Annotated in this window: 21 protein-coding genes; 9 read left to right on the forward strand and 12 right to left on the reverse strand. The window is 56.9% G+C overall.

Annotated features, from left to right (window positions below):
• Positions 1 to 100: 100 nt before the first annotated feature.
• Both dnaJ and dnaK read right to left on the reverse strand, forming a co-directional pair.
• Positions 101 to 1,252 (reverse strand): molecular chaperone DnaJ, encoded by a 1,152-nt coding sequence (gene dnaJ / locus LC334_RS07815; protein ID WP_085799896.1) that lies wholly within the window; start codon positions 1,250 to 1,252, stop codon positions 101 to 103.
• An 81-nt stretch (positions 1,253 to 1,333) separates the two neighbouring features.
• Positions 1,334 to 3,244 carry a molecular chaperone DnaK gene (dnaK, locus tag LC334_RS07820; RefSeq protein ID WP_085799895.1) on the reverse strand — a complete coding sequence of 637 codons (1,911 nt, stop codon included), beginning with the start codon at positions 3,242 to 3,244 and terminating at the stop codon, positions 1,334 to 1,336.
• A gap of 210 nt (positions 3,245 to 3,454) precedes the next feature.
• Here dnaK and LC334_RS07825 point away from each other — a divergent pair, with 210 nt between their 5' ends.
• Positions 3,455 to 4,063, forward strand: a complete 609-nt coding sequence (locus tag LC334_RS07825) for an alpha-ketoglutarate-dependent dioxygenase AlkB family protein (RefSeq protein WP_085799894.1) — start codon at positions 3,455 to 3,457, stop codon at positions 4,061 to 4,063.
• A 51-nt stretch (positions 4,064 to 4,114) separates the two neighbouring features.
• Here the strand turns inward: LC334_RS07825 and LC334_RS07830 are convergent, their stop codons facing one another.
• Both LC334_RS07830 and LC334_RS07835 read right to left on the reverse strand, forming a co-directional pair.
• Positions 4,115 to 5,329, reverse strand: coding sequence for a CAP domain-containing protein (locus tag LC334_RS07830; RefSeq protein WP_085799893.1), 1,215 nt, complete (start codon positions 5,327 to 5,329; stop codon positions 4,115 to 4,117).
• A gap of 369 nt (positions 5,330 to 5,698) precedes the next feature.
• Entirely contained in the window at positions 5,699 to 6,520 is an 822-nt protein-coding gene (locus LC334_RS07835; RefSeq protein ID WP_085799892.1) for an ABC transporter permease, read from the reverse strand.
• 130 nt (positions 6,521 to 6,650) lie between these two features.
• Between LC334_RS07835 and cysQ the strand changes: the two genes are divergently transcribed.
• From cysQ to LC334_RS07875, 8 genes are all read left to right on the forward strand, one after another.
• Positions 6,651 to 7,463: a 3'(2'),5'-bisphosphate nucleotidase CysQ gene (cysQ, locus tag LC334_RS07840; RefSeq protein ID WP_085799891.1), complete on the forward strand. Its 813-nt coding sequence runs from the start codon at positions 6,651 to 6,653 to the stop codon at positions 7,461 to 7,463.
• Complete coding sequence (gene kdsB, locus LC334_RS07845) at positions 7,463 to 8,263, forward strand: 3-deoxy-manno-octulosonate cytidylyltransferase (RefSeq protein ID WP_085799890.1); 801 nt, start codon at positions 7,463 to 7,465, stop codon at positions 8,261 to 8,263. Before cysQ ends, kdsB begins: the two co-directional genes overlap by 1 nt.
• Positions 8,264 to 8,428: 165 nt before the next feature.
• Entirely contained in the window at positions 8,429 to 9,322 is an 894-nt protein-coding gene (locus LC334_RS07850) for a UTP--glucose-1-phosphate uridylyltransferase (protein ID WP_085799889.1), read from the forward strand.
• 17 nt (positions 9,323 to 9,339) lie between these two features.
• The gene (galE, locus tag LC334_RS07855; protein WP_085799888.1) at positions 9,340 to 10,323 is read left to right on the forward strand and encodes a UDP-glucose 4-epimerase GalE; all 984 of its coding nucleotides are present in this window, start codon (positions 9,340 to 9,342) and stop codon (positions 10,321 to 10,323) included.
• A 43-nt stretch (positions 10,324 to 10,366) separates the two neighbouring features.
• A complete protein-coding gene (locus LC334_RS07860) occupies positions 10,367 to 11,389 on the forward strand; it encodes a glycosyltransferase family 2 protein (RefSeq protein WP_085799887.1) in 1,023 nt (340 codons plus the stop codon).
• Positions 11,390 to 11,578: 189 nt separating this feature from the next.
• On the forward strand, positions 11,579 to 12,565 hold the full coding sequence (locus LC334_RS07865; RefSeq protein ID WP_085799886.1) for a glycosyltransferase family 2 protein: 987 nt from the start codon (positions 11,579 to 11,581) through the stop codon (positions 12,563 to 12,565).
• A gap of 16 nt (positions 12,566 to 12,581) precedes the next feature.
• On the forward strand, positions 12,582 to 14,279 hold the full coding sequence (locus tag LC334_RS07870) for a DUF5927 domain-containing protein (RefSeq protein ID WP_085799885.1): 1,698 nt from the start codon (positions 12,582 to 12,584) through the stop codon (positions 14,277 to 14,279).
• 6 nt (positions 14,280 to 14,285) lie between these two features.
• Positions 14,286 to 15,713, forward strand: a complete 1,428-nt coding sequence (locus LC334_RS07875; RefSeq protein ID WP_085799884.1) for a sulfotransferase family 2 domain-containing protein — start codon at positions 14,286 to 14,288, stop codon at positions 15,711 to 15,713.
• Between the two features lie 20 nt (positions 15,714 to 15,733).
• On the opposite strand, the gene LC334_RS07880 is transcribed toward LC334_RS07875, so the two are convergent.
• The 8 genes from LC334_RS07880 to LC334_RS07915 all read right to left on the reverse strand — a co-directional run bounded on the left by LC334_RS07880 (position 15,734) and on the right by LC334_RS07915 (position 21,760).
• Positions 15,734 to 16,198, reverse strand: a complete 465-nt coding sequence (locus LC334_RS07880) for a PTS sugar transporter subunit IIA (RefSeq protein ID WP_085799883.1) — start codon at positions 16,196 to 16,198, stop codon at positions 15,734 to 15,736.
• A 51-nt stretch (positions 16,199 to 16,249) separates the two neighbouring features.
• Complete coding sequence (hpf, locus tag LC334_RS07885; RefSeq protein WP_085800054.1) at positions 16,250 to 16,813, reverse strand: ribosome hibernation-promoting factor, HPF/YfiA family; 564 nt, start codon at positions 16,811 to 16,813, stop codon at positions 16,250 to 16,252.
• A 247-nt stretch (positions 16,814 to 17,060) separates the two neighbouring features.
• Positions 17,061 to 17,819, reverse strand: a complete 759-nt coding sequence (gene lptB / locus LC334_RS07890; protein WP_085799882.1) for an LPS export ABC transporter ATP-binding protein — start codon at positions 17,817 to 17,819, stop codon at positions 17,061 to 17,063.
• A complete protein-coding gene (gene lptA / locus LC334_RS07895) occupies positions 17,820 to 18,281 on the reverse strand; it encodes a lipopolysaccharide transport periplasmic protein LptA (RefSeq protein ID WP_085799881.1) in 462 nt (153 codons plus the stop codon).
• Between the two features lie 42 nt (positions 18,282 to 18,323).
• Positions 18,324 to 18,938 carry an LPS export ABC transporter periplasmic protein LptC gene (gene lptC / locus LC334_RS07900; protein ID WP_085799880.1) on the reverse strand — a complete coding sequence of 205 codons (615 nt, stop codon included), beginning with the start codon at positions 18,936 to 18,938 and terminating at the stop codon, positions 18,324 to 18,326.
• Positions 18,938 to 19,549: a ribonuclease D gene (locus LC334_RS07905; RefSeq protein WP_085799879.1), complete on the reverse strand. Its 612-nt coding sequence runs from the start codon at positions 19,547 to 19,549 to the stop codon at positions 18,938 to 18,940. Before LC334_RS07905 ends, lptC begins: the two co-directional genes overlap by 1 nt.
• A gap of 103 nt (positions 19,550 to 19,652) precedes the next feature.
• Positions 19,653 to 20,441, reverse strand: a complete 789-nt coding sequence (locus tag LC334_RS07910) for a BKACE family enzyme (protein WP_085799878.1) — start codon at positions 20,439 to 20,441, stop codon at positions 19,653 to 19,655.
• The gene (locus LC334_RS07915) at positions 20,438 to 21,760 is read right to left on the reverse strand and encodes an aspartate aminotransferase family protein (protein ID WP_085799877.1); all 1,323 of its coding nucleotides are present in this window, start codon (positions 21,758 to 21,760) and stop codon (positions 20,438 to 20,440) included. Before LC334_RS07915 ends, LC334_RS07910 begins: the two co-directional genes overlap by 4 nt.
• Between the last annotated feature and the right edge of the window lie 44 nt (positions 21,761 to 21,804).

Below are 21,804 nucleotides of genomic sequence, written 5' to 3' on the forward strand. Positions count from 1 at the left end.
CAACCAAAGCCACTTGGCAAAAAAACACCGCCCCCTGTTTGGGGACGGTGTTTGTCTGACACTGGCCGACTACGCCACGATGACGAGCGGGGTGGTCGCCTCAGCTCTTCATCGAATCCCAGAAGGATTTGACAGAAGAGAAAAAGCTTTTACTTTCCGGGTTGTTATCCTCGGAAAGCGCTTCGAATTCGCGCAGTAGCTCTTTTTGCTTCGAGGTGAGGTTGACTGGTGTTTCGACTGCCAGTTCGATCATCATATCGCCATCTGCCCCGCCACGAAGCGCTGGCATGCCTTTGCCGCGCAGACGCATCTGACGGCCTGACTGGCTGCCGGCGGGAATTTTCACCCGGCTACGGCCACCGTCGATGGTCGGCACTTCGATGTCACCGCCGAGGGTCGCCCTGATCATTGAGACAGGTACCCGGCAGAAAAGGTGATTTTCCTGCCGCTCGAACAGCTCGTGCGGTGCTACCTCGATAAAGATATAAAGATCGCCTGGTGGGCCGCCGCGCATCCCCGCCTCGCCATTGCCAGCCAGACGGATGCGGGTACCGGTTTCGACGCCGGTGGGAATGTTCACCGACAGCGCACGATCTTTTTCGATGCGGCCCTGACCGCGGCAGGATTTGCAGGGGTTGTTGATGATCTGACCCAGGCCCGAACAGGTAGGGCAGGTGCGTTCAACGGTGAAGAATCCCTGCTGGGCGCGTACCTTGCCCATGCCCGAGCAGGTCGGACAGGTTGATGGTTCGGCGCCGCCTTCGGCACCGGATCCTTCGCAGGAATCACAGGGCACGGCCGTGGGGACGTTGATGGTTTTCTGCAAGCCGGAATAGGCTTCTTCCAGTGTGACGCGAAGGTTGTACCGCAAGTCTGAGCCTCTGGCTGCGCGGCTGCGTCCGCCGCCCGCACCACCGCGACCACCCATGAAGTCGCCAAAGAGATCGTCGAACACATCAGAAAACGCGCTGGCGAAATCGCCCTGCCCGCCGCCGCCGGGACGGCCACCACCACCGCCCATACCGCCTTCGAACGCCGCATGGCCAAAGCGGTCATAGGCCGCTTTCTTGTCGGCGTCTTTCAGGACGTCATAGGCTTCGCCAGCTTCCTTGAACTGTGTTTCAGCGCCCGGATTGTCCTTGTTGCGGTCTGGATGAAGCTCTTTCGCCTTCTTGCGATAGGCTTTCTTGATTTCCTCGGCCGACGCGCCTTTGGATAATCCAAGCACTTCGTAATAGTCACGTTTGGCCATCTGAGGTCTCCTTTCGCCGGAACGGTTGGGGCCGGGCCGGTCGTTGCTGGCCCGGCCCCTGAAGTTCCGTCACGCGCGGGTTCAAGCGCGCTTGTCGCCGTCGAGATCCTCGAAATCGGCATCGACGATATCGTCGTCGCCGGCCCCGGCTTCATCCGCGGCCATCGGCTCGTCTTCGCCGTCTTCCTGAGCCGCCTTGTAGATCGCTTCGCCCAGTTTCATGGCGGCTTCGGTGACATTCTGGATGCCTGACTTGATCTTGTCGGCATTGTCGGTTTCCAGTTCGTCCTTGAGCGCGGCGATGGCCAGCTCGATCGCTTCGATGGTGGTCGGGTCGACCTTGTCGGCATGTTCTTCCATCGACTTCTCGGTCGAGTTGATCAGGCTTTCCGCCTGGTTCTTGGCTTCGACCAGTTCGCGACGTTCCTTGTCGGCCTCGGCGTTTTCCTCGGCGTCCTGGACCATCTTTTCGATGTCCTCATCGCTTAGGCCACCAGAGGCCTGGATCGTGATCTTCTGTTCTTTGCCGGTGCCCTTGTCCTTGGCGTGGACCGAGACGATACCGTTGGCGTCGATGTCGAAGGCGACCTCGATCTGCGGCATGCCGCGCGGGGCGGGTGGGATATCTTCGAGGTTGAACTGACCGAGGATCTTGTTGTCCGCCGCCATTTCACGCTCGCCCTGGAAGACACGGATGGTAACGGCGTTCTGGTTATCCTCGGCGGTCGAGAAGATCTGAGACTTGTTTGTCGGGATCGTGGTGTTGCGGTCGATCAGACGAGTAAAGACACCGCCCAGTGTTTCGATACCAAGCGACAGCGGGGTCACGTCGAGCAGCACAACGTCTTTCACGTCGCCCTGCAGAACACCGGCCTGAATGGCCGCACCCATGGCGACAACTTCATCGGGGTTCACACCCTTATGCGGCTCCTTGCCGAAGAACTTGGTGACTTCCTCGATCACTTTGGGCATGCGGGTCATGCCGCCGACCAGAACAACCTCGTCAATCTCGTTGGCCGACATGCCAGCGTCTTTCAACGCGGCGGCACAGGGTTTCATCGATGCTTTGATAAGGTCACCCACCAGGCTTTCAAGCTTGGCGCGGGTCAGTTTCATGACCATGTGCAGTGGCGAGCCGTCCGAACCCATCGAGATGAAGGGTTGGTTGATTTCGGTCTGCGAGCTGCTGGAAAGTTCGATCTTGGCTTTCTCAGCGGCCTCTTTCAGGCGTTGCAGTGCCATCTTGTCTTTGGTCAGATCGACGCCGTGTTCCTTTTTGAACTCATCCGCCAGGTAGTTGACGATGCGCATGTCAAAGTCTTCACCACCCAGGAAGGTGTCACCATTGGTCGACTTCACCTCGAAAAGGCCATCGTCAATCTCAAGGATGGTCACGTCGAAGGTACCGCCGCCAAGGTCATAGACCGCGATCGTGTGGGTGTTTTCTTTGTCGAGACCATAGGCCAGCGCCGCGGCGGTTGGTTCGTTGATGATGCGCAGCACTTCGAGGCCGGCGATCTTGCCGGCATCCTTGGTGGCCTGACGCTGGGCGTCGTTGAAATAGGCGGGAACGGTGATGACCGCCTGCGTTACTTCTTCACCCAGATAGGATTCAGCGGTTTCTTTCATCTTGCCGAGGATGAAGGCCGAGATCTGGCTGGGGCTGTATTTCTCGCCCTTGGCTTCCACCCAGGCATCGCCATTGCCGCCATCGATGACGTTGAAGGGCATGTTCTTCTTGTCCTTGGCCAGATCCGGGTCATTTTCCCGGCGACCGATCAGGCGCTTGACGCCAAAGACGGTGTTTTCCGGGTTGGTGACGGCCTGACGTTTGGCAGGCTGGCCGACAAGGCGTTCATTGTCTGTGAAAGCGACGATCGAGGGGGTGGTGCGGGCACCTTCCGAGTTCTCGATGACGCGGGCCTGGCTACCATCCATGATGGCGACGCAGGAGTTGGTGGTTCCGAGGTCAATACCGATGACTTTGGCCATTTTATACGATCCCTTCTAACTTAGGCGATGTGGCAGGGTCTGACCCGTTTCGGCACCAGACCCCGATGATTTGACGGCGCCCCCCTAAGGGGTTGCCGTGCTTCCCGGCGTATATAGGCAGCGGAAACTGGCCCTGCAACCGCCTGAAGGGCGCAGATTTTGCTATTTTGCGTTAAAATGTGCAGTTAAGGCGGGTCAAACGAGGGCAGTATGTGCGCAGCAACCATCTCCATCCGGGGATTCCATGTTTTCAAAGGTTTTTTGAGCGCTGATGCGCAGGCTGTGCTTCTGGCCGATTTGCGCGATGTCGTGGCGGCGGCGCCGCTCTTTTCGCCGATGACACCTTACGGAAAACCGATGTCGGTTCGAATGACCTCGGCCGGGAAATACGGGTGGTTTTCGGACAAGTCCGGTTATCGCTATGCACCATCCCATCCCAATGGCTCGGCGTGGCCTGCAATCCCTGACCGGGTGCTTGCGATTTGGCGGGAGCTTGTGAGTGATGCGCGCGATCCCGATTGCTGCCTGATCAATTTTTATGGTGAGGGCGCCAAGATGGGGATGCATCAGGATCGCGACGAGGCGGATTTCAACTGGCCGGTCCTGTCGGTATCGCTGGGTGATGAAGGGCTGTTCCGGGTCGGCAACGCAACCCGTGGCGGCAAAACCGAGTCGATCTGGCTGCAGTCAGGCGATGTCGTGGTGATGGGCGGTGAAGCGCGTCTGCTGTATCATGGAGTCGACCGCATCAAACTGGGTAGCTCGGCGCTGATGCCGAAAGGCGGGCGGATCAATCTGACCTGCCGGGTTGTGGACTAGTTGGGAAAAGAAGAGGGGCGCGATCGCGCCCCTCCCGTTGATTTTTCGTGGTCAGACCAGATCGAATTCAATCGTAACGCTGACCGATACCTGAAAGTCAAACTCGTCGGCTGGCCAGTCATCGCACATGAACGCCATATCGTCCTGCCCCATGTCGTCTGATTGCGGCAGGGAATCGGTATCTGTTACCGGATCATCCTCCATGTCGATGGTGTCGCAATCACCCGATGCGACGAAGTCGAACCCGTCAAAGAGACCCTCGAGCATGTCGCTAAGATCGGCGAGAAACTGATCGACATCGAAACCGTCGTGATCAGGGCCTTCGGCGACCGGTGGCTCCGCGTCAGGTGTCTCACCGTCCGGCCCTTCCGCAACCGGCGGCTCTTGGTCATCTGGTGTTTCGTCGTCTGGCCCTTCTGCGACAGGCGGTTCGCCATCCGGTGTCTCATCGTCAGGCCCCTCTGCGACGGGTGGTTCGTCATCGGGTGTCTCGCCGTCGGGCCCGTCTGCGATGGGCGGTTCGCTATCCGGAGTATCATCATCAGGTCCCTCAGCAACCGGAGGCTCTTCATCGTCTGGAGCTTCATCGTCAGGCCCTTCTGCAACGGGGGGTTCGTCGTCAGGCGTCTCACTATCAGGCCCTTCTGCAACAGGCGGTTCGTCATCCGGCGTCTCGCCATCGGGCCCTTCAGCGACGGGAGGCTCGTCGTCCGTTGGGGCTTCATCATCCGGTCCCTCGGCAATGGGTGGTTCATCATCATCTGGTGCGCCGGTTGTCGGGTCGTCGGGCATGGGTGGCTGTTGCGGGTCAGTGTCGTCCATGACAGCATCGGTTGCCCCGAAATTCTGCGTGACCATCACGCTGTCGAAGTTTTCGAAGTCGCCGCGCTCAATCCCGATGCCAATCTCTTCAAACGAGGGGTTGAGGATATTGGCGCGATGGCCGGGGCTATTCATCAGGCTTTGGTGAATATCTTCCACATCATCGGCAAGGCCCGGTGCACCGCGCTCGCTTTGCCAGCCGATGTTTTCGCCCCAAGTCCAGTTGCCTTCCAGTTCGTATCCGGCCGCGACAATCCGATCGCCGGCGGACGACCCGCTTTGGCCGGTATGAGAAAACGTATCCGTGCCCAGCATCCAGGTACTGTGATCTTCGCTTGCCTCATTGAGATCACCGTTGAACGTCAGCGGCGCAAGGCCGGCGCCGGTCCGTTCCTGATTGATCAGATCCAGCATCTGCTGCTCCAAAGTGCTTGGAAGTGACATTTTCAAGTCCTTTCTGGTGGCACGACCGCCACCTGTTTGTATGCACCGGCCAAATTGACCGGTGCACAGACAAAGAGTTCCCGACCCCGGCCGCCGTCAGGCAGTCGGGCTGACCGCGCTGACAGGGTCAGGGCGGTGCATCGGAAAGAGTTACGTCATGCAGAGCCGGATACCGTGAGTGCGGGAACGCCCGGATGCAGGACGGACGCTATGCAGAGGGTCCTGACCCAGCAATGCCGGGCGGGATCGCGCCGAAAAAGAAGCGCGGATTTGCTGGGTGGCAAAAAAAAGTCGGCAGTTTTTTGATTGGCGCTTTTCAGCGCAGGACGCGGTGCCCGGATTATGCCAATTCAGGGCCGAAGGCTTGCGTTATCGCCGGGCTTCCCAACTTCTCGACGCATATTGCCTTGTGTAGAACTCGCCCATCATACCAATCATGATGAGCACAACGCCCACGATAAGCGCGTACTCATAGTTTGTGTTTCGCGGGAAATAGTTGCCAAAAACGAACCCTCGGCACTGATCTATAATATGAAACAACGGGTTCCAGTCAAACATGTTCAGCATGAAGGCCGGGAGTGTGTTGACCACGAAAAGCTTGCCTGATGCGATCATATTCGCCCGTTGGTAAACGGTTTTGAAAATTGAAACGAAACCGGGCGCCCAGGGCCTAATTGCCATCAGCACAAGGCCCACGGCAATGCCGGTAAACCACGCCAGCAATACCATAGCAAAAGCCGGGACGGGATGCGCGATCTCAAACGGTGTTACGGCCACGTGATAGACAAACAGAATCACGAACAGCGCCAGAACCTGAATATACAGCGAGCTGAGTGCTGCGCCGGAGATCGAGATTATGGTGTTCATAGGTGCATGCTGTTGCATCGGAGACGAAGGCCCTTCAGCCCCGAGCACCGCGCCTAATGCCTTGATGTGCGTGAGGTAAAGAAAAATGCCTGAGAGCATATAAAGCAGGAAGTCGCCGCGTAGCTTCGCCCCTTTCAACCCCAGAAACGTGAACATCAGGTAGAACGCCATCACGAAAAGGACTGTTACCAAAATGCTGTTGGCGAGCGACAAGAACGCGTTTCCGTGCCCTTTGCGGACATCACGGACGGCGGAATGATAGATCAATTCAACGATCGAGACCGCTGAATGTAGCTTTGATCTTGGTCTAACGTACTGAAACATGGCCCCTTGCCTGCGGCTGCATGCTGATTTCTTGCACGGATTTCTTGCTGTCCCGTTAGCGGCGTACCATAAGGGGCGCCGAACGAGTTATCAACAAGCGGGAACGAACCGCGAATTCAGGAGTTGCGATTTGGATTACGACAAGCTTGTGCAGGTGATGCGTGACCTGGCGCTGGAAGCCGGTGATCGGATCATGGAAATCTACAATGCCGATGATTTCGACGTGAAGGTGAAATCCGATGACAGCCCGGTAACCGAGGCAGATGAGGCGGCGGATGCGCTGATCTCGGCGGGTCTGCGCGCGGCGTTTCCGGATGTGCTGCTGATCACCGAAGAGCAGGCCGCCTCACACGGGAAAAACGCGGATACGTTTCTGATTGTCGACCCGCTGGACGGCACCAAGGAGTTCATTCACCGCCGCGGCGATTTTACCGTTAATATCGCCTATGTCGAAAACGGTGTGCCAACTCGCGGTGTGGTTTATGCACCAGCAAAGAACCGACTATTCTATACGTTGCCTCAAGGCGCAGCAGTAGAAGAAGTACTCTATCTTGGACAGGATAAGCATGTTGTTGGAAAGTTGGGCCAAATTAACGAGATCAAGGTTTCCGACCCCAACAATAGTGCCCTGATGGTAGTGGCCAGCAAGTCGCATCGTGACCAGGCGACGGACGATTACATTAACAAATATGCCGTCAAAGATATGAAAAGCGCCGGCTCATCCCTGAAATTCTGTCTGATTGCTACCGGTGAGGCGGACATCTATCCCCGCGTAGGGCGGACAATGGAATGGGATACGGCAGCAGGTCACGCCGTTCTTCAGGGTGCGGGCGGCAAGGTGGTTCGGTTCGACGACCACAGCCCGCTCGTTTATGGCAAGGAAGGCTATGCCAACCCGTTCTTTATTGCCTATTCGCCCGATGTTTCTCTCAAGGAGGCGTGATGTCTGTTCTGATTGCAATTCCTGCGCGCTATGCTTCGACACGGTATCCGGGAAAGCCGCTGGTGGCGCTGACCGGGGCCACCGGTGAGGCCAAGTCGCTCATCCAGCGCTCGTGGGAAGCCGCTTGTCAGGTCAAGGGCGTCGAACGGGTTGTCGTTGCCACCGACGATGATCGCATTTGCACGGCGTCAGAGGAATTCGGTGCGGAGGTGGTGATGACGTCGGAGACCTGCCAAAACGGCACCGAACGCTGCGCCGAGGCGCTGGAAAATCTGGGTGGCGGCTACGAGATCGTTGTCAACCTTCAGGGCGATGCACCGCTGACACCTCATTGGTTTGTCGAAGATCTTGTGAACGGTCTGAAGAACGACGCTGCGGCACAGGTTGCCACGCCGGTGTTGCGCTGTGATGGCCGGGCGCTGAACGGATTTCTGGAAGATCGCGCAAACGGACGGGTCGGTGGCACGACGGCTGTTTTCGGACATGATCGTCATGCACTCTATTTCTCGAAAGAAGTGGTCCCCTATACCGGGCACAAATACGCGGATGAAGACGAAACACCCGTCTTTCATCATGTGGGTGTCTATGCGTATCGGCCGGCAGCGCTCAGAGATTACCGTGGATGGCGACCCGGCCCGATTGAAACGCTCGAAGGGCTTGAGCAATTACGGTTTCTGGAAAACGGCCAATCGGTGCTTTGTGTTGAGGTCGAGGCACGAGGCAGACAGTTTTGGGAGTTGAACAATCCCGAAGACGTCCCACGTATTCAGGCGATGATGAAAGAAATGGGGATGCCCTAAGTCAAAATATTAAGCTAATATGCGCAATAGTTCGCTGAAAGACAGGTCAGAGGCAAATAGCGGCAAGCAGAGACCAAAAATGTCCAACTTTGCCCCTAATCTTCACACAAACATGCAGTTTGTGATGTATGGTAATGAAATAGTTAGAGCATTGAGGAGCAGCCAATGCGTAATAAAGTAACAAAAGCGATTTTTCCCGTGGCTGGGTTGGGAACGCGGTTTTTGCCGGCCACCAAATCAGTCCCAAAAGAGATTATGACATTAGTTGACCGGCCGCTTGTGCAATATGCGATTGATGAAGCGCGCGCGGCAGGCATTAAGGAATTCATTTTTGTGACATCGCGCGGCAAGGGCGCACTTGAAGACTATTTCGACACGGCGCCACAGCTTGAGCAGGAATTGCGTCGCAAGGGCAAGGACGAGTTGCTGGAAATTCTCAAAGCCACGAATATGGACAGTGGCGAGATTGCGTATATGCGCCAGCACAAGCCGCTTGGCCTGGGCCATGCGGTATGGTGCGCGCGTCGCCTGATCGCCAACGAACCCTTCGCGGTTATTTTGCCGGATGACGTGATTGCTGCCGACAAACCCTGCCTGGCGCAGATGGTCGAGGCGTTTGAGGAAACCCAAAGCAATATCGTTGCGGCGATGGAAGTGCCCGAAGACAAGGCATCGTCATATGGTATTCTCGACATCAAGGAAGATATGGGCGCGATCGTGTCAACCAAGGGTATGGTCGAAAAACCCGCCCCGGGCGAAGAGCCGTCCAACCTGGCGGTGATCGGTCGCTATATTCTGACGCCGACAGTGTTGCAGAAGCTGAACAAGAAACGTACCGGTGCGGGAGGCGAAATTCAGCTGACCGACGCCATTTCCGACGCCCGCGAAGCAGGTGAAGAGGTATACGGCTTTCGTTTCAAAGGGCAACGTTTCGACTGCGGGTCTAAATCGGGGTTCCTGCAGGCGACGGTTGCCTTCGCGCTTGCTCGCAATGAATTGCGTGATGATTTGTGGGCTTATTTGAACGATGTGGTGCACTCGGAAAAAGCAGCGCAATAAGATCCTGGGGGCATGGGTTGAGCAATATTCTTGTTACCGGCGGGGCCGGGTATATCGGCTCACATGCCTGCAAGGTTCTGAAAACCGCCGGATATACCCCCGTTACCTTTGACAACCTGAGCACTGGTTGGGAGGAGGCCGTGAAATTCGGCCCCTTTGAGCAGGGCGACCTGACAGATCGTGCCCGGCTGGATCAGGTTTTCGCCAAGTATCAACCCGCCGCTGTTATGCATTTCGCCGCACTCACTCAGGTGGGTGAAAGTATCCGAGAGCCGGCGATTTACTGGCGTAACAATGTCGTGGGTTCACTGACTCTCTTAGAGGCGGCGGCGCAGGCGGGATGCCTGGATGTCGTGTTCTCATCGACCTGCGCGACCTATGGCGATCAGGACAATGTGGTGCTGGATGAGAATTCTGCTCAGCATCCGGTCAATGCCTATGCGGCCAGCAAACGGGCAATCGAAGATATCCTGCGCGACTTTGAGATCGCCCATGACATGCGTCATGTTATCTTTCGCTACTTCAACGTGGCCGGCGCCGACCCCGATGCCGAGGTTGGCGAGTTTCACCAGCCGGAAACGCATCTTATTCCGCTGATGCTGGATGCGGTCGATGGGCGGCGCGATGCGCTGACGATTTTCGGCACGGATTACGATACACCAGATGGGACCTGTATCCGCGACTATGTACATGTGTTGGATCTGGTGGACGCCCATGTGTTGGGTTTGAAATGGCTGGAAAATCGCAAGGGCAGCCGGGTCTTCAACCTTGGCACGGGCAGCGGTTTTTCCGTGCGCGAGGTTATTGACCAGTCGGGTGCTGTGACCAACCGCGCGGTGCCAATTGTCGAAGGGCCGCGTCGACCAGGCGATTGCACCAAACTGGTATCCGGCTCGACCCGGGCCGAGGCCGAGCTGGGCTGGCGCCCCAAAAGATCGACGATGAACCAGATGATCGCCGACGCCTGGCGATGGCATCAAACTGGACATTACGGCAAATAACGCCGATTCTGCCCATGAGGCAGAGATACGGGCGTTGAACCATATGGAACGGGTAAAGGAGCTGGCATTCGCCTACCGGCTGCGGTGGAAACGCCGGCGATTGCTGTTCCGGGCCTTCCGCAAGCGCCGTCAGTTGACACCCGTTATCGACCGAACCGCGCAGATCAACCGAAATGACATTCTTGCGGCATCGACCATGCGCAATGAAATGCTACGCCTGCCCCATTTTCTGGACCATCACCGCAAGCTGGGGATCAACCATTTCCTGATTGTCGACAATGGCAGCGAGGACGGCACGCGTGATTATCTGGCCGGGCAACCTGACGTATCGCTCTGGTCCACAGATCACAGCTATCGCCTGTCACGCTTTGGCGTTGACTGGCTGACCTGGCTGCAACTGCGTCACGCCCACGGTCACTGGTGCCTGACGCTGGATGCGGATGAGATCTTTATCTATCCGCACCACGATACAAGGCCGTTACCGGCGCTTGTCGACTACCTGGAGCGGAACGACCGCAAATCCTTTGGCGCGCTGATGCTGGACATGTATCCCAAGGGCCCGCTGAGTGCGCAGGACTGTCCGTCCGGTGGCGACCCGTTTCGCAGCTTATGTTGGTTCGATGGCGGTAACTACACGATTACCCGCAAGCCTGATTTGCACAACCTCTGGATTCAGGGCGGCGCGCGCGCACGTTGTTTTTTTGCCGAAGCGCCCCGGCGGGCTCCGACCATGAGCAAGATGCCCCTGGTCAAGTGGCACCGGCGTTATGTCTATGTCAGCTCGACCCACTCGCTGCTGCCGCGAGTGCTGAACCATGTCTACGACGACCAGGGTGGCGAGATCACATCGGGCATCCTGCTGCATTCGAAATTCCTTCCTACGGCTCTGGCCAGATCAGCCGAGGAGAAAGAGCGGCGCGAGCACTTTGCCAATAGTGCGCTTTACGATGGCTATTACGACCAGCTGACATCCGACCCGGATTTGTGGTGCGAAAGATCAACAAAACTGATCTCTTGGCGCCAGTTGGAGGCGATGGGATTGATGTCAAAGGGGAACTGGCTATGAACTGGCGGTGCGACAGGCTGGGGGATCATCGTGGGTAAACGCCGTTCAGGCCAGCATGGCACACGCACCCTGAGGTTCGCGGTTTCCGTGGCCACAAAAGGTTTGGTTAATTGTCTTTGTTTAAAAGTTGAACCGATTGCACGCTATGGGACGAAAGGGTAGCGATTGAGCCTTTGGCAATCATACCGCATGCGGCTGCGGCGCAAACGGATCAAGATCCGCGCCTATCGCAAGCACTTTTCGCTCCGGCCGGTTGCTGACCGGACCGGTGTCATACGGCCGGGCGACATCCTTTTGTTCTGCACGTTCCGGGACGAGATGATCCGCCTGCCCTATTTCATGCAATATTATCGCGATCTGGGCGTTTCGCATTTTCTGATGGTGGATAATGGCAGCGACGATGGCGGGCGCGAATATCTTGCAGGTCAGGATGATGTGTCGCTGTGGACCACACGCGCCAGCTACAAGGGGTCGCGTTTCGGTGTCGACTGGCTTAACTGGCTGCAGCAGAGGTATGCGCATGACCATTGGAGCCTGGTGGTGGATGCCGATGAGCTGTTTGTTTACCCGTTTTGCGATACCCGACCCATTCGCGCGCTGACCGATTGGCTTGATGTCTCTCAGGTGCGATCCTTTGGGGCGATGCTGCTGGACATGTATCCCAGGGGCCGGATCGATGCCGTGCCTTATCGGCAGGGCCAGAACCCGATCGAGGTTGCCAGCTGGTTCGATCCGGGCAATTACATGATCGAAAAAAACAAGTTCTACGGCAATCTCTGGATACAGGGTGGTCCACGGGCGCGGGCATTCTTTCACGAGCAACCCAAGAAGGCGCCGGCGCTGAACAAGATACCGCTGGTCAAATGGAATCGGCGCTATGCCTATGTAAGCTCGACCCATATGTTGCTGCCGCGCGGTCTGAATCTGGTTTACGACGAATGGGGGGGTGAACAGGCAAGCGGCGTGCTGCTACATGCCAAGTTTATCGACACTTTTACGGCAAAGGCGGACGAGGAACTGACCCGCAGACAGCATTACGCCTCGAGCGTGGAATACGAGGCCTATGCCGAACGGGTCAGCGGGGACCCAGAGCTTTGGTGCAAATGGTCGGAAAAGTATATAAACTGGCGTCAATTGGAAATCCTCGGACTGATGTCAAAGGGGAATTGGGCATGAGGAAAGGGCAGCGAGCGTGAGTGTCGGGATCGTCATGCTGGTCCACACGGCCTTTAACCGCGCCGAGCAATTGGTGCGGCACTGGTCGGCGGTGGGCTGTCCGCTGGTGATCCATGTCGATAAGTTCGTCCCTCGCAAGGACTATAACAACTTCGTCCGGGCGCTGGCAGATGTTCCCGATGTCAGGTTCAGCGCGCGGCACCGCTGCGAATGGGGCACCTGGGGGCTGGTGGCGGCAACCCAAAGCGCGTCGCAGATGATGCTGGATGAGTTTCCTGATGTGCGCCATGTCTATCTGGCATCCGGGTCCTGCCTGCCGCTCAGGCCGGTACAGGAATTACTGGATTATCTCGAGGAACGCCCGCGCACCGACTTCATTGAATCGGCGACGACGTCTGATGTCCCCTGGACAATCGGAGGGCTGGATCAGGAACGGTTCACGATGCGGTTCCCGTTTTCCTGGCGCAATCAGAAGTACCTGTTCGATAAATACGTGGCACTGCAGCGTCTTATAGGTTTCAAACGAAAGATCCCCAACGGCATTGTGCCGCATATGGGCAGCCAGTGGTGGTGCCTGACAAGACAGACATTGTCGGCCATTCTGCAGGACCCCGAACGCGAGACATATGATCGTTATTTCAGCAAGGTCTGGATTCCTGACGAAAGCTACTTCCAGACGCTGGCAAGGCAATATTCGCGGCAGATCGAAAGTCGTTCACTCACCCTCTCGAAGTTCGATTATCAGGGCAAGCCGCATATTTTTTACGACGACCACCTGCAGCTGCTCCGTCGCTCGGATTGTTTCGTGGCGCGCAAAATCTGGCCCTTTGCCAACCGGCTTTACGAGGCTTTTCTGACCGATCCCTCCGGTGCTATGAAGCGGACGGAACCAAACCCCGGTAAGATCGACCGTATCTTTGCCAAAGCGGTCGAACGGCGCACGCGCGGTCGCGCAGGGCTTTATATGCAAAGCCGCTTTCCGGTTGAAACACGCGAAAACGGACTGACCTGCGGGCAGTATTCTGTCTTTGAAGGGTTCAGTGATCTCTTCGAGAATTTTGAACCCTGGCTGGCCAAGGTCACGGGTACAAGGGTGCACGGGCATCTTTTCGCACCGGAGCGTGCCGAGTTTTCCGATGGTCACACGGTGATGAACGGTGCGCTCAGTGATAACGCCACATTGCGCGACTATAACCCGCGCGCTTTTTTGGCCAACCTGATCTGGAACACACGCGGCGAGAGACAATGTTTCCAGTTCGGTCCGCGCGACAATCAGGCGATCGAATGGGATATCATAAAAGATCCCAACGCACAGGTTTCGGTGATCACCGGGGCCTGGGCGGTACCGCTGTTCCAGTCCAACCGCAATTTCTCTGACCTGCGGCGCGAAGCGGCTTTGCTGCAGCAGATTGAAAGCAAGCATCTGGACGCGCTGCGCTCGTCCTGGACCAAGGCGCGTATCCGTATCTGGACAATGGCGGAATTTATCGAAGCTCCGATGGAGCCGCTGCAGACCATTATCGATGAAATCGGTCAACAGAATGTACGTGGTTTGTCGGAAGTGCCAAAGATGGTCGATCTGACAGGGTTTGGCCAGTTCCTGCAAAATCTGAAAAATCAGGGGATGCACCCTTACCTGATGGGCGATTTTCCCGTGGCGCATGATCTGCATGAACCACACAAGAACAAACGCAAACCCTATTTGGTGCGATAGGGTCCGATGCGCGACAAATTCGATTACTTCGTCGTTTTTGCCGAGATGCGGACAGGATCGAACCTGCTCGAGTCGAATCTAAACCGGTTCTCGGGTCTTGAATGTAGTGGCGAGGCGTTCAATCCGCATTTCATCGGTTATCCGAACAAAAGCGAAATCCTTGAGGTAACGCAGGCGATGCGCGATGCGGACCCCATGCGTTTGATCGACAGGATCAAGGCGACGCCCGATGCGCTGGGCGGCTTTCGGTTTTTTCACGATCACGATCCGAGGGCGTTGGATATCTGTCTGGATGATCCACGCTGCGCCAAGATCATCCTCACCCGAAACCCGCTGGATAGCTATGTGTCGTGGAAGATCGCACAGGCGACAGGGCAGTGGAAACTGACCAATGTCAAACGGCGCAAAGACAGCAAGATCAGTTTTGACGAAGAGGAATTCGGACAGCACCTAAGCCAGTTGCAAGCGTTTCAGCTGCTGCTTCTGAGCCGGTTGCAAACCAGCGGGCAGACGGCGTTCTACCTGGCGTATGAGGATGTGCAGGACGTTGATGTCGTCAACGGGTTGGCCCGCTTTCTTGGTGTCGACGAGACGCTTGAGACGCTTGACCGATCGCTCAAAAAGCAAAACCCGATGCCGCTGCAAAGCAAGGTTTCGAATTTCGACGAGATGGAACAGGCGCTTGCTGAGCTCGACTTTTTCAACATCTCGCGCACGCCGAATTTCGAACCGCGACGGGGTGCGGCTGTGCCGGGCTACGTTGCCGGGGTCAAGGCGCCGCTGTTGTTCATGCCGATCCGCTCCGGCCCGCAGGGTGAGGTGTGCGCCTGGCTTGCCGCGCTGGATGGCGTGACCGAGGATGCGCTACCCGTTCAACTGAATCAGAAAGCACTGCGTCAATGGAAAAGGCGCAGCGGCCTGCATCGAAGCTTTACCGTGATCCGGCATCCGGTTGCCCGGGCACATAGCGCCTTTTGTCGAAAAATTCTAAGTACGGAAGACGGAGCGTTTGAAGAGATCCGAAAAACTTTGCGGAATTTCCACAAACTTCCGATCCCCGCCGGTGCGCCTGACGACAGCTATGACAGACGCGCGCACCGTCAGGCTTTCGTCGCATTTCTTGAGTTTCTACGCGCTAATCTGGCGGGGCAGACCAATTTGCGCACAGACGCGAACTGGGCGTCGCAGGCGGCGGTCATTCAGGGAATGGCGCGGTTTGCGCTGCCGGATATGATAATCCGGGAGAGTGAGATGCATGAGCATCTCCGCAGCTTGGCGCAACGGGTTGGATATGCCGATCCGTCCGAGCCGGTTCAGCCCGCCCCGGATAAGCCCATTTCATTGGGTGATATCTATGACGACGAAATCGAACGCCTTGTCAAAAGCGTCTATCAGCGCGATTACATGATGTTCGGTTTCGGGGCGTGGGCCTAGACCATCGTGTCCGACCGGGCTCAGGCCGCCTGAACAGCCTGAGATTCGGTTACAATCGTATAGAGCGTCGCCGGATCCTGATTGGCCCGCAATTTGGCGCAAACAGCGGGATCTCGCAGTGTGCGGGACACAAGCGCCAGTGCCTTGAGATGCTCAACGCCGGCCTCGCGCGGGGCAAAAAGCGCAAAGGCAAGGTCAACTGGCTGACGGTCGACCGCGTCAAAGTCGATAGGCGTATCCAGCAAAACCAGCGCGCCGACGACTTTATCCAACCCATCAACATGGGCATGTGGTAGTGCCACGCCCTTGCCAACACCAGTTGGCCCCAAGCTTTCACGCTCGTGCAGCGCTTCGACCACGGTGGATTGCTCCATCCCGTAAGCCTGTTCAGCGATGCCGCCGATTTCATGCAGCAGACGCTTCTTGCTGGTCGCAGACGAAAGAACTCGAACCGCTTCGGGTTTGAGGATTATTGACATTGCCATACTAACTTGTCGCTCCGAAGAACCCGGAACATATTTGTCCGGACCCCAATATTACGGATCAATCCAGCCGATGTTGCCGTCGTCGCGACGGTACACCACGTTCAATCCATCCTTGCCTTCTTTTCGAAAAACCAGAACAGGGGCCCCGGCCAGTTCCATTTGCATTACGGCCTCACCAACGGAGAGAGAGGGAATGTTTGTCTCCATCTCCGCGACGATGATCGGCTGCAGGCTGTCGGGTTCTGATTCTGCTTCTTCGCCTTCCGAAGCGAGGATATAAGAGGACGCTCCGGAGATTTCAACCGGTTCTGACCTATGATTGTGATGATCTTTCAACCTACGCTTGTATCGACGTAACTGTTTTTCCAACTTGTCACAGCAGGAATCGAAGGCGGAATAGATCTCATGCGCGTGTGCTTTGGCCTGTGCGGTCAGGCCGGTTGACAGGTGTACGATGGATTCGCAGACAAACTCGTTGGCGCTTTTGGAAAAGATAACATGGGCGTCGGTTGGCCGCTCAGCGTATTTTGCGACGGCCGAGCCAAGCTCGTCCTTCACATGTACCTGCAGCGCTTCGCCAATATCGATCTGTTTTCCACTGATTTGATAGCGCATCTTGTCTCCTTCATATGACATAGCGGTTGCGGGCAGGGTGCGAGGGCACCTTGCCAGACGTCAGGTCCGAATGCGGTAGATTGACATTTGATCAGCTTGCCCGAAGCCCGGCCCGTAAAGCGGGAAGCATCCGTGGGACAATTCGCGATACACAAATGTCATGCCCCAATTGACGCGCTTTTTGGCCCGGATGTCAATGCGATTAGGGTTAACAACCGGCGCTTTTTTTTGCTGCCAGAGGTGGTGTTCAGGAAATTCGGAAATTATCGCCAAGATAGACCCGGCGCACATTTTCATTTTCGACCACCTCGTCGGGAGAGCCGGACATCAGCACCTGCCCATCATGCAAAATATAAGCGCGATCAACGATTTCGAGCGTTTCACGCACATTGTGATCGGTAATCAGAACGCCGATTCCGCGCTTTTTCAGATCAGCCACCAGATGACGGATATCACCGACCGAAATCGGGTCCACCCCGGCGAAAGGCTCGTCAAGAAGCAGATATTTCGGATGCGCGGCCAGGCAACGGGCAATTTCGACCCGGCGCCGCTCACCACCCGACAGGGCTAGCGCGGGCGCGCGGCGCAGATGTTCGATGGAAAACTCCGACAACAACTCTTCCAGCCGTTCGCGGCGCTTGTGCCGTTCGCCGACCGAGATGTCGAGGATCGCCGTGATGTTGTCTTCGACCGACATGCCACGGAAAATCGACATCTCTTGTGGCAGATAGCCAATGCCCAGCTTGGCGCGGCGATACATCGGCAGGTTCGTCACTTCGCGGCCATCAATCATCACGTGGCCGCCTTCAGGATAAACCAACCCCGCAACGGCATAAAACGTGGTTGTTTTGCCCGATCCGTTCGGCCCCAGCAGGGCCACGACCTCGCCCTGGTTAAGGCTAAGCGACACATCGCGGATCACGATCCGCTTGGCATAGCTCTTACGCAGGTTTTCTATCTGCAGGCCGGTGTTTTCATGCGCAAGCTTCAGGTCGGGTTTTGACATTCACTCGTTCTCAGGTGTCGACCGCAGGACGGTTTTCACCCGGCCTGTGACGCGGGCGGTTCCTGCCTTTGTATCAATAAACAACTTATCACCAGTCAGCGCCTGAACTCCCTGAATCAGCAAAACGTCACCTTCCATCTCAATCAATCCGGACTGGACGTTGTAATCGGCCTGACGGCCTTCTGCCGCATCCTCGCCACTGATCATGGTGACGCCGCCCGTCGCGTTCAGGCTTTCGATGCCACTTTGATCCTCGCGATATACAACCAGAACACGCGGTGCCCACAGGCGCATCTCTCCCTGTCCGATCAGAACGTTACCGGTAAAAATCGCGGTCCCATCATTTTGGTCCACGTTCAGATTATCTGATGTCACTTCGACGGGAAGACTGCTGTCATGTTCTTCGCTTCCGAACGCGACCTGCGCACCTTGCGCCATAGTAAACGCCGGGGCGAGTAACATGCAAACTAGCAGAGACAGAAACTGCAAACGGCACACGATTAATTATTCCTCGGTCTGACGCGGCGTATATATCAGCTTGACGCCGCGGGTGAAAAGCAATTCTGCCTGTCCGGTCTCGGGATTTGTGGTGAGTAACATTTTACCCGCAGTCAGATCGCCCGGCGGGCCGTTGCCGTCGACCTGGCCGGGTGTTTCGGCATAGGTTTCATCAAGCCGCGTCCACAGCGTGTCGGTCGTCATGACATAACCGGTGGTGGTCGAAATATGCACATTGCCCTCCAGCGTGGCAGTCAGCCTGCTTTGATGCATATCGGCGTGATCAGAGATGACATCAATCACCGACCCTGAATTCAGGTTGATCCGCGATGTCACATCCGTCGCAAGCAGATGCTCGGGATCCTTAGGGTCCGGACGTGCCTTGACGGACTGGAACGCAATCCTGTCACCATTGTCGGTGACCCCGGCGAACTGGGGGTTGGTCGCCCCAAGCTCCTGTGCCCGCTGCCGCAGATCAATCTGTGCTATCGGAATGGAATCGGTCGGATCAATCGTGCGCGAAATCAGGAAAAGGGTCGACAGGATTCCAAGCGCGGCGAGGGGAAGGATGATCTTCACCCAGGCGATCACTTGGGAATAGAGGTTGTCGGACAGGGCCATCAGTGTGCGAAAATATCCATCTCGGGCCAGCCGGCCAGATCAAGCCGGGCGCGGGCCGGCAGGAAGTTGAAACAAGCCTGCGCCAAGTCGTTGCGGCCTTCACGTTCGAGCCGTTTGTTCAGTTCATCACGCAGTTGGTGCAAATGCAGGACGTCTGATGCCGCATAGTCAAGCTGTGCTTCGGATAATTCGGCAGCCCCCCAATCGGAGGATTGCTGTTGTTTTGAAACATCGACATTGAGCAGCTCCTGCAGCAGATTCTTCAGCCCGTGCCGATCGGTGTAGGTGCGCACCAGCTTGCTGGCGATTTTGGTGCAATAGACCGGTGCGGCCAGGGCGCCGAAAGCATTCAGCAACGCGGCAATGTCGAAGCGACCGAAGTGAAACAGTTTCAGCACGTCAGGGTCTTCCAGCATGGTCGACAGGTTCGGCGCTTCTGACTGATCGATGCTGATCTGCACCAGGTGCGCGTTGCCATCACCGCCGGACATCTGCACGACGCAGAGACGATCGCGATGCGGGTTCAGCCCCATGGTTTCGCAATCAATGGCGACAACCGGACCCAGATCAAGCCCGTCCGGCAGATCGTTCTGATACAAGTGGACAGTCATCTACGATCCTTTCCGTGCCGGTCACTGCTTTGTGCTACCCTGTAAAGCCTCCATGCGGCTTGGCAAGGGTGCGGGTGAAATTTGCCGTCTATGTTGCACACTGTCAGGTATATAAGGTGGCAGGTTGATTTTGCATCAACTCGGCGATTTCCCGCACTCGTTGCGCGTTGTCGCGGGCAAGCGCGTCGTTGGCAGACCAGAATGAGTTTTCGAACCCGACGCGAAGCTTGCCGCCCTCGGACCAGGCCAGATCCAGACAGGATGTTTCACCCTTGCCAAAGGCGCAGACGCCCCAGTCGGGCTGCCAGCCGGTTGTTTGCATTTCATCCAGAAATGGCCGCAGATCGGCCGGGCTGCTATCGCGGTTGGTTGAATAGCGCCCCAGAACAAAGAGGACCTGCAGATCTTTCGATGTGAAATGATCGGTGGGCAGTACTGACTTCAGAAGCTCAAGATCGCTCAGATCATAAAGGATGAATTGCAACGCGATACTGGCCTCTTGGCATTCGCGGAAGAAATGGCGTGCCGTGTCCGTGCCGGTATCGGTCATGATTTCCCGGATCGAGGTCGAGACCAGATGCGCACCGGAATTCAGGGCGATTTCGCGTTGATGATCGGCGCTGTATTTGCCCACGGCTTCGGTGGTGACCTGTATGGCTAGACCGGGTACGGCTTGCGTCAGTTCCGTAATCGCTTCGCGGTAGAAACCGGCATCCAGAATATGCGCACCATCGTTGTCACGCAAATGAAGATGCAGCCCGTCGGCGCCAGCGGCATGACAATCGCGCGCCGTCGATACGACCTCTGGCAGGGTTACAGGTATTGCCGGATGGTCATCCTTGCCAAGCCGTGCGCCGTTTGGCGCGACCATCAGCCGGGGAAGCGGTGTCATGACAATACGTTCTGGCAGGCGATGTCGAGTTTCGACACTAACTCGTCAATCTGCGCGTCGGAAAGGATGAATGGCGGTGCCAGCAGGATATGGTCGCCCTGCTTGCCATCGATCGTGCCCCCCATCGGATAGCAGATCAGCCCGGCCTCGAAACACGCCTTCTTCAGTTTCTTGTTGATCCCCAGCGACGGATCAAACGGCTTCTTGCTGTCGCGATCTTCGACAAATTCAAGCCCGCGAAACATGCCGCGTCCACGAATATCTCCGATATGCGGATGCTGCGAAAAGGCGGTTTTCAACGCTTGATCAAGCTTGTCGCCCATCACCCGGGCACGCTCGGTCAGCCCGCCCTCGGTCAGCTTGGTCACCACCACATCCGACGCGGCGCAGGCGGTTGGGTGGCCCACATAGGTGTGGCCGTGCTGAAAAAAGCCCGAGCCGTTTTCAATCGCCTCGTAGATCGCGCGGGTGCAGAGCGTGGCGCCGATGGGCTGATAGCCCGCGCCAAGACCCTTTGCGATGGTTACAATATCGGGGCTGATGCCGTCCTGTTCGCAGGCAAAAAGCGTTCCGGTGCGGCCCATCCCGCACATCACCTCGTCCAATATCAGCAGCACGCCGTATTGGTCGCATATCTCGCGGATGCGTTTGAAATATCCCGGCACCGGTGGCACCGCTCCGGCTGTAGCGCCCACTACCGGTTCGGCAAGAAAGCCGATGACATTTTCCGGACCGACCCGCAGCAGTTCCTTCTCCAGTTCATTGGCCGCACGCAACCCGTAGGCTTCGGGTGTCTCGTCCGCTGCACGGTCGCGATATTCATAGCAGGGCGCAATATGCGATGTGTCGATCATCAGCGGCGCGAAGGGTTCTTTTCGCCAGGCATTACCGCCGGTGGCCAGCGCGGCCAGCGTGTTGCCGTGATAGCTTTGCCGTCGTGCGATGAAACGTGACCGCTGTGGCTGGCCGATTTCCAGGAAATACTGTCGCGCCAGTTTCAATGCAGCCTCGACCGCCTCGGACCCGCCCGAGACGAAATAGACCCTATCAATATCCCCTGGCGCATGAGCGATCAGACGATCCGCGAGCGATTCGGCCGCATCCGAGGTGAAAAACCCGGTATGCGCGAAGGCCATGTTATCAATCTGTGCCTTAATCGCGGCGATGACGTCCGGGTCTGAATGACCCAGGCAGGACACGGCGGCGCCGCCGGACCCATCCAGATATTGCTTGCCGTCTGCGTCATAAAGATAAGCCCCTTCGCCCCGGACGGCGCGCGGTGGCAAGGCTTTGGTGTGGCGTGGAAATACGTGGTTCATGGCAATATCCCCCTACGTCAACCATGAAACACATGAATCATTTA

This window comes from Roseovarius aestuarii (genome assembly GCF_019966515.1).
GTDB classification, from domain to species: Bacteria; Pseudomonadota; Alphaproteobacteria; order Rhodobacterales; family Rhodobacteraceae; genus Roseovarius; species Roseovarius aestuarii.

Coding starts and splice junctions, on each gene's coding strand:
- dnaJ (WP_085799896.1), bottom strand. CDS start 1,252: ATGGCCAAACGTGACTATTACGAAGTGCTTGGATTATCCAAAGGCGCG.
- dnaK (WP_085799895.1), bottom strand. CDS start 3,244: ATGGCCAAAGTCATCGGTATTGACCTCGGAACCACCAACTCCTGCGTC.
- LC334_RS07825 (WP_085799894.1), top strand. CDS start 3,455: ATGTGCGCAGCAACCATCTCCATCCGGGGATTCCATGTTTTCAAAGGT.
- LC334_RS07830 (WP_085799893.1), bottom strand. CDS start 5,329: ATGTCACTTCCAAGCACTTTGGAGCAGCAGATGCTGGATCTGATCAAT.
- LC334_RS07835 (WP_085799892.1), bottom strand. CDS start 6,520: ATGTTTCAGTACGTTAGACCAAGATCAAAGCTACATTCAGCGGTCTCG.
- kdsB (WP_085799890.1), top strand. CDS start 7,463: ATGTCTGTTCTGATTGCAATTCCTGCGCGCTATGCTTCGACACGGTAT.
- LC334_RS07850 (WP_085799889.1), top strand. CDS start 8,429: ATGCGTAATAAAGTAACAAAAGCGATTTTTCCCGTGGCTGGGTTGGGA.
- LC334_RS07860 (WP_085799887.1), top strand. CDS start 10,367: ATGGAACGGGTAAAGGAGCTGGCATTCGCCTACCGGCTGCGGTGGAAA.
- LC334_RS07865 (WP_085799886.1), top strand. CDS start 11,579: ATGCGGCTGCGGCGCAAACGGATCAAGATCCGCGCCTATCGCAAGCAC.
- LC334_RS07875 (WP_085799884.1), top strand. CDS start 14,286: ATGCGCGACAAATTCGATTACTTCGTCGTTTTTGCCGAGATGCGGACA.
- LC334_RS07880 (WP_085799883.1), bottom strand. CDS start 16,198: ATGGCAATGTCAATAATCCTCAAACCCGAAGCGGTTCGAGTTCTTTCG.
- hpf (WP_085800054.1), bottom strand. CDS start 16,813: ATGCGCTATCAAATCAGTGGAAAACAGATCGATATTGGCGAAGCGCTG.
- lptB (WP_085799882.1), bottom strand. CDS start 17,819: ATGTCAAAACCCGACCTGAAGCTTGCGCATGAAAACACCGGCCTGCAG.
- lptA (WP_085799881.1), bottom strand. CDS start 18,281: ATGTTACTCGCCCCGGCGTTTACTATGGCGCAAGGTGCGCAGGTCGCG.
- lptC (WP_085799880.1), bottom strand. CDS start 18,938: ATGGCCCTGTCCGACAACCTCTATTCCCAAGTGATCGCCTGGGTGAAG.
- LC334_RS07905 (WP_085799879.1), bottom strand. CDS start 19,549: ATGACTGTCCACTTGTATCAGAACGATCTGCCGGACGGGCTTGATCTG.
- LC334_RS07910 (WP_085799878.1), bottom strand. CDS start 20,441: ATGACACCGCTTCCCCGGCTGATGGTCGCGCCAAACGGCGCACGGCTT.
- LC334_RS07915 (WP_085799877.1), bottom strand. CDS start 21,760: ATGAACCACGTATTTCCACGCCACACCAAAGCCTTGCCACCGCGCGCC.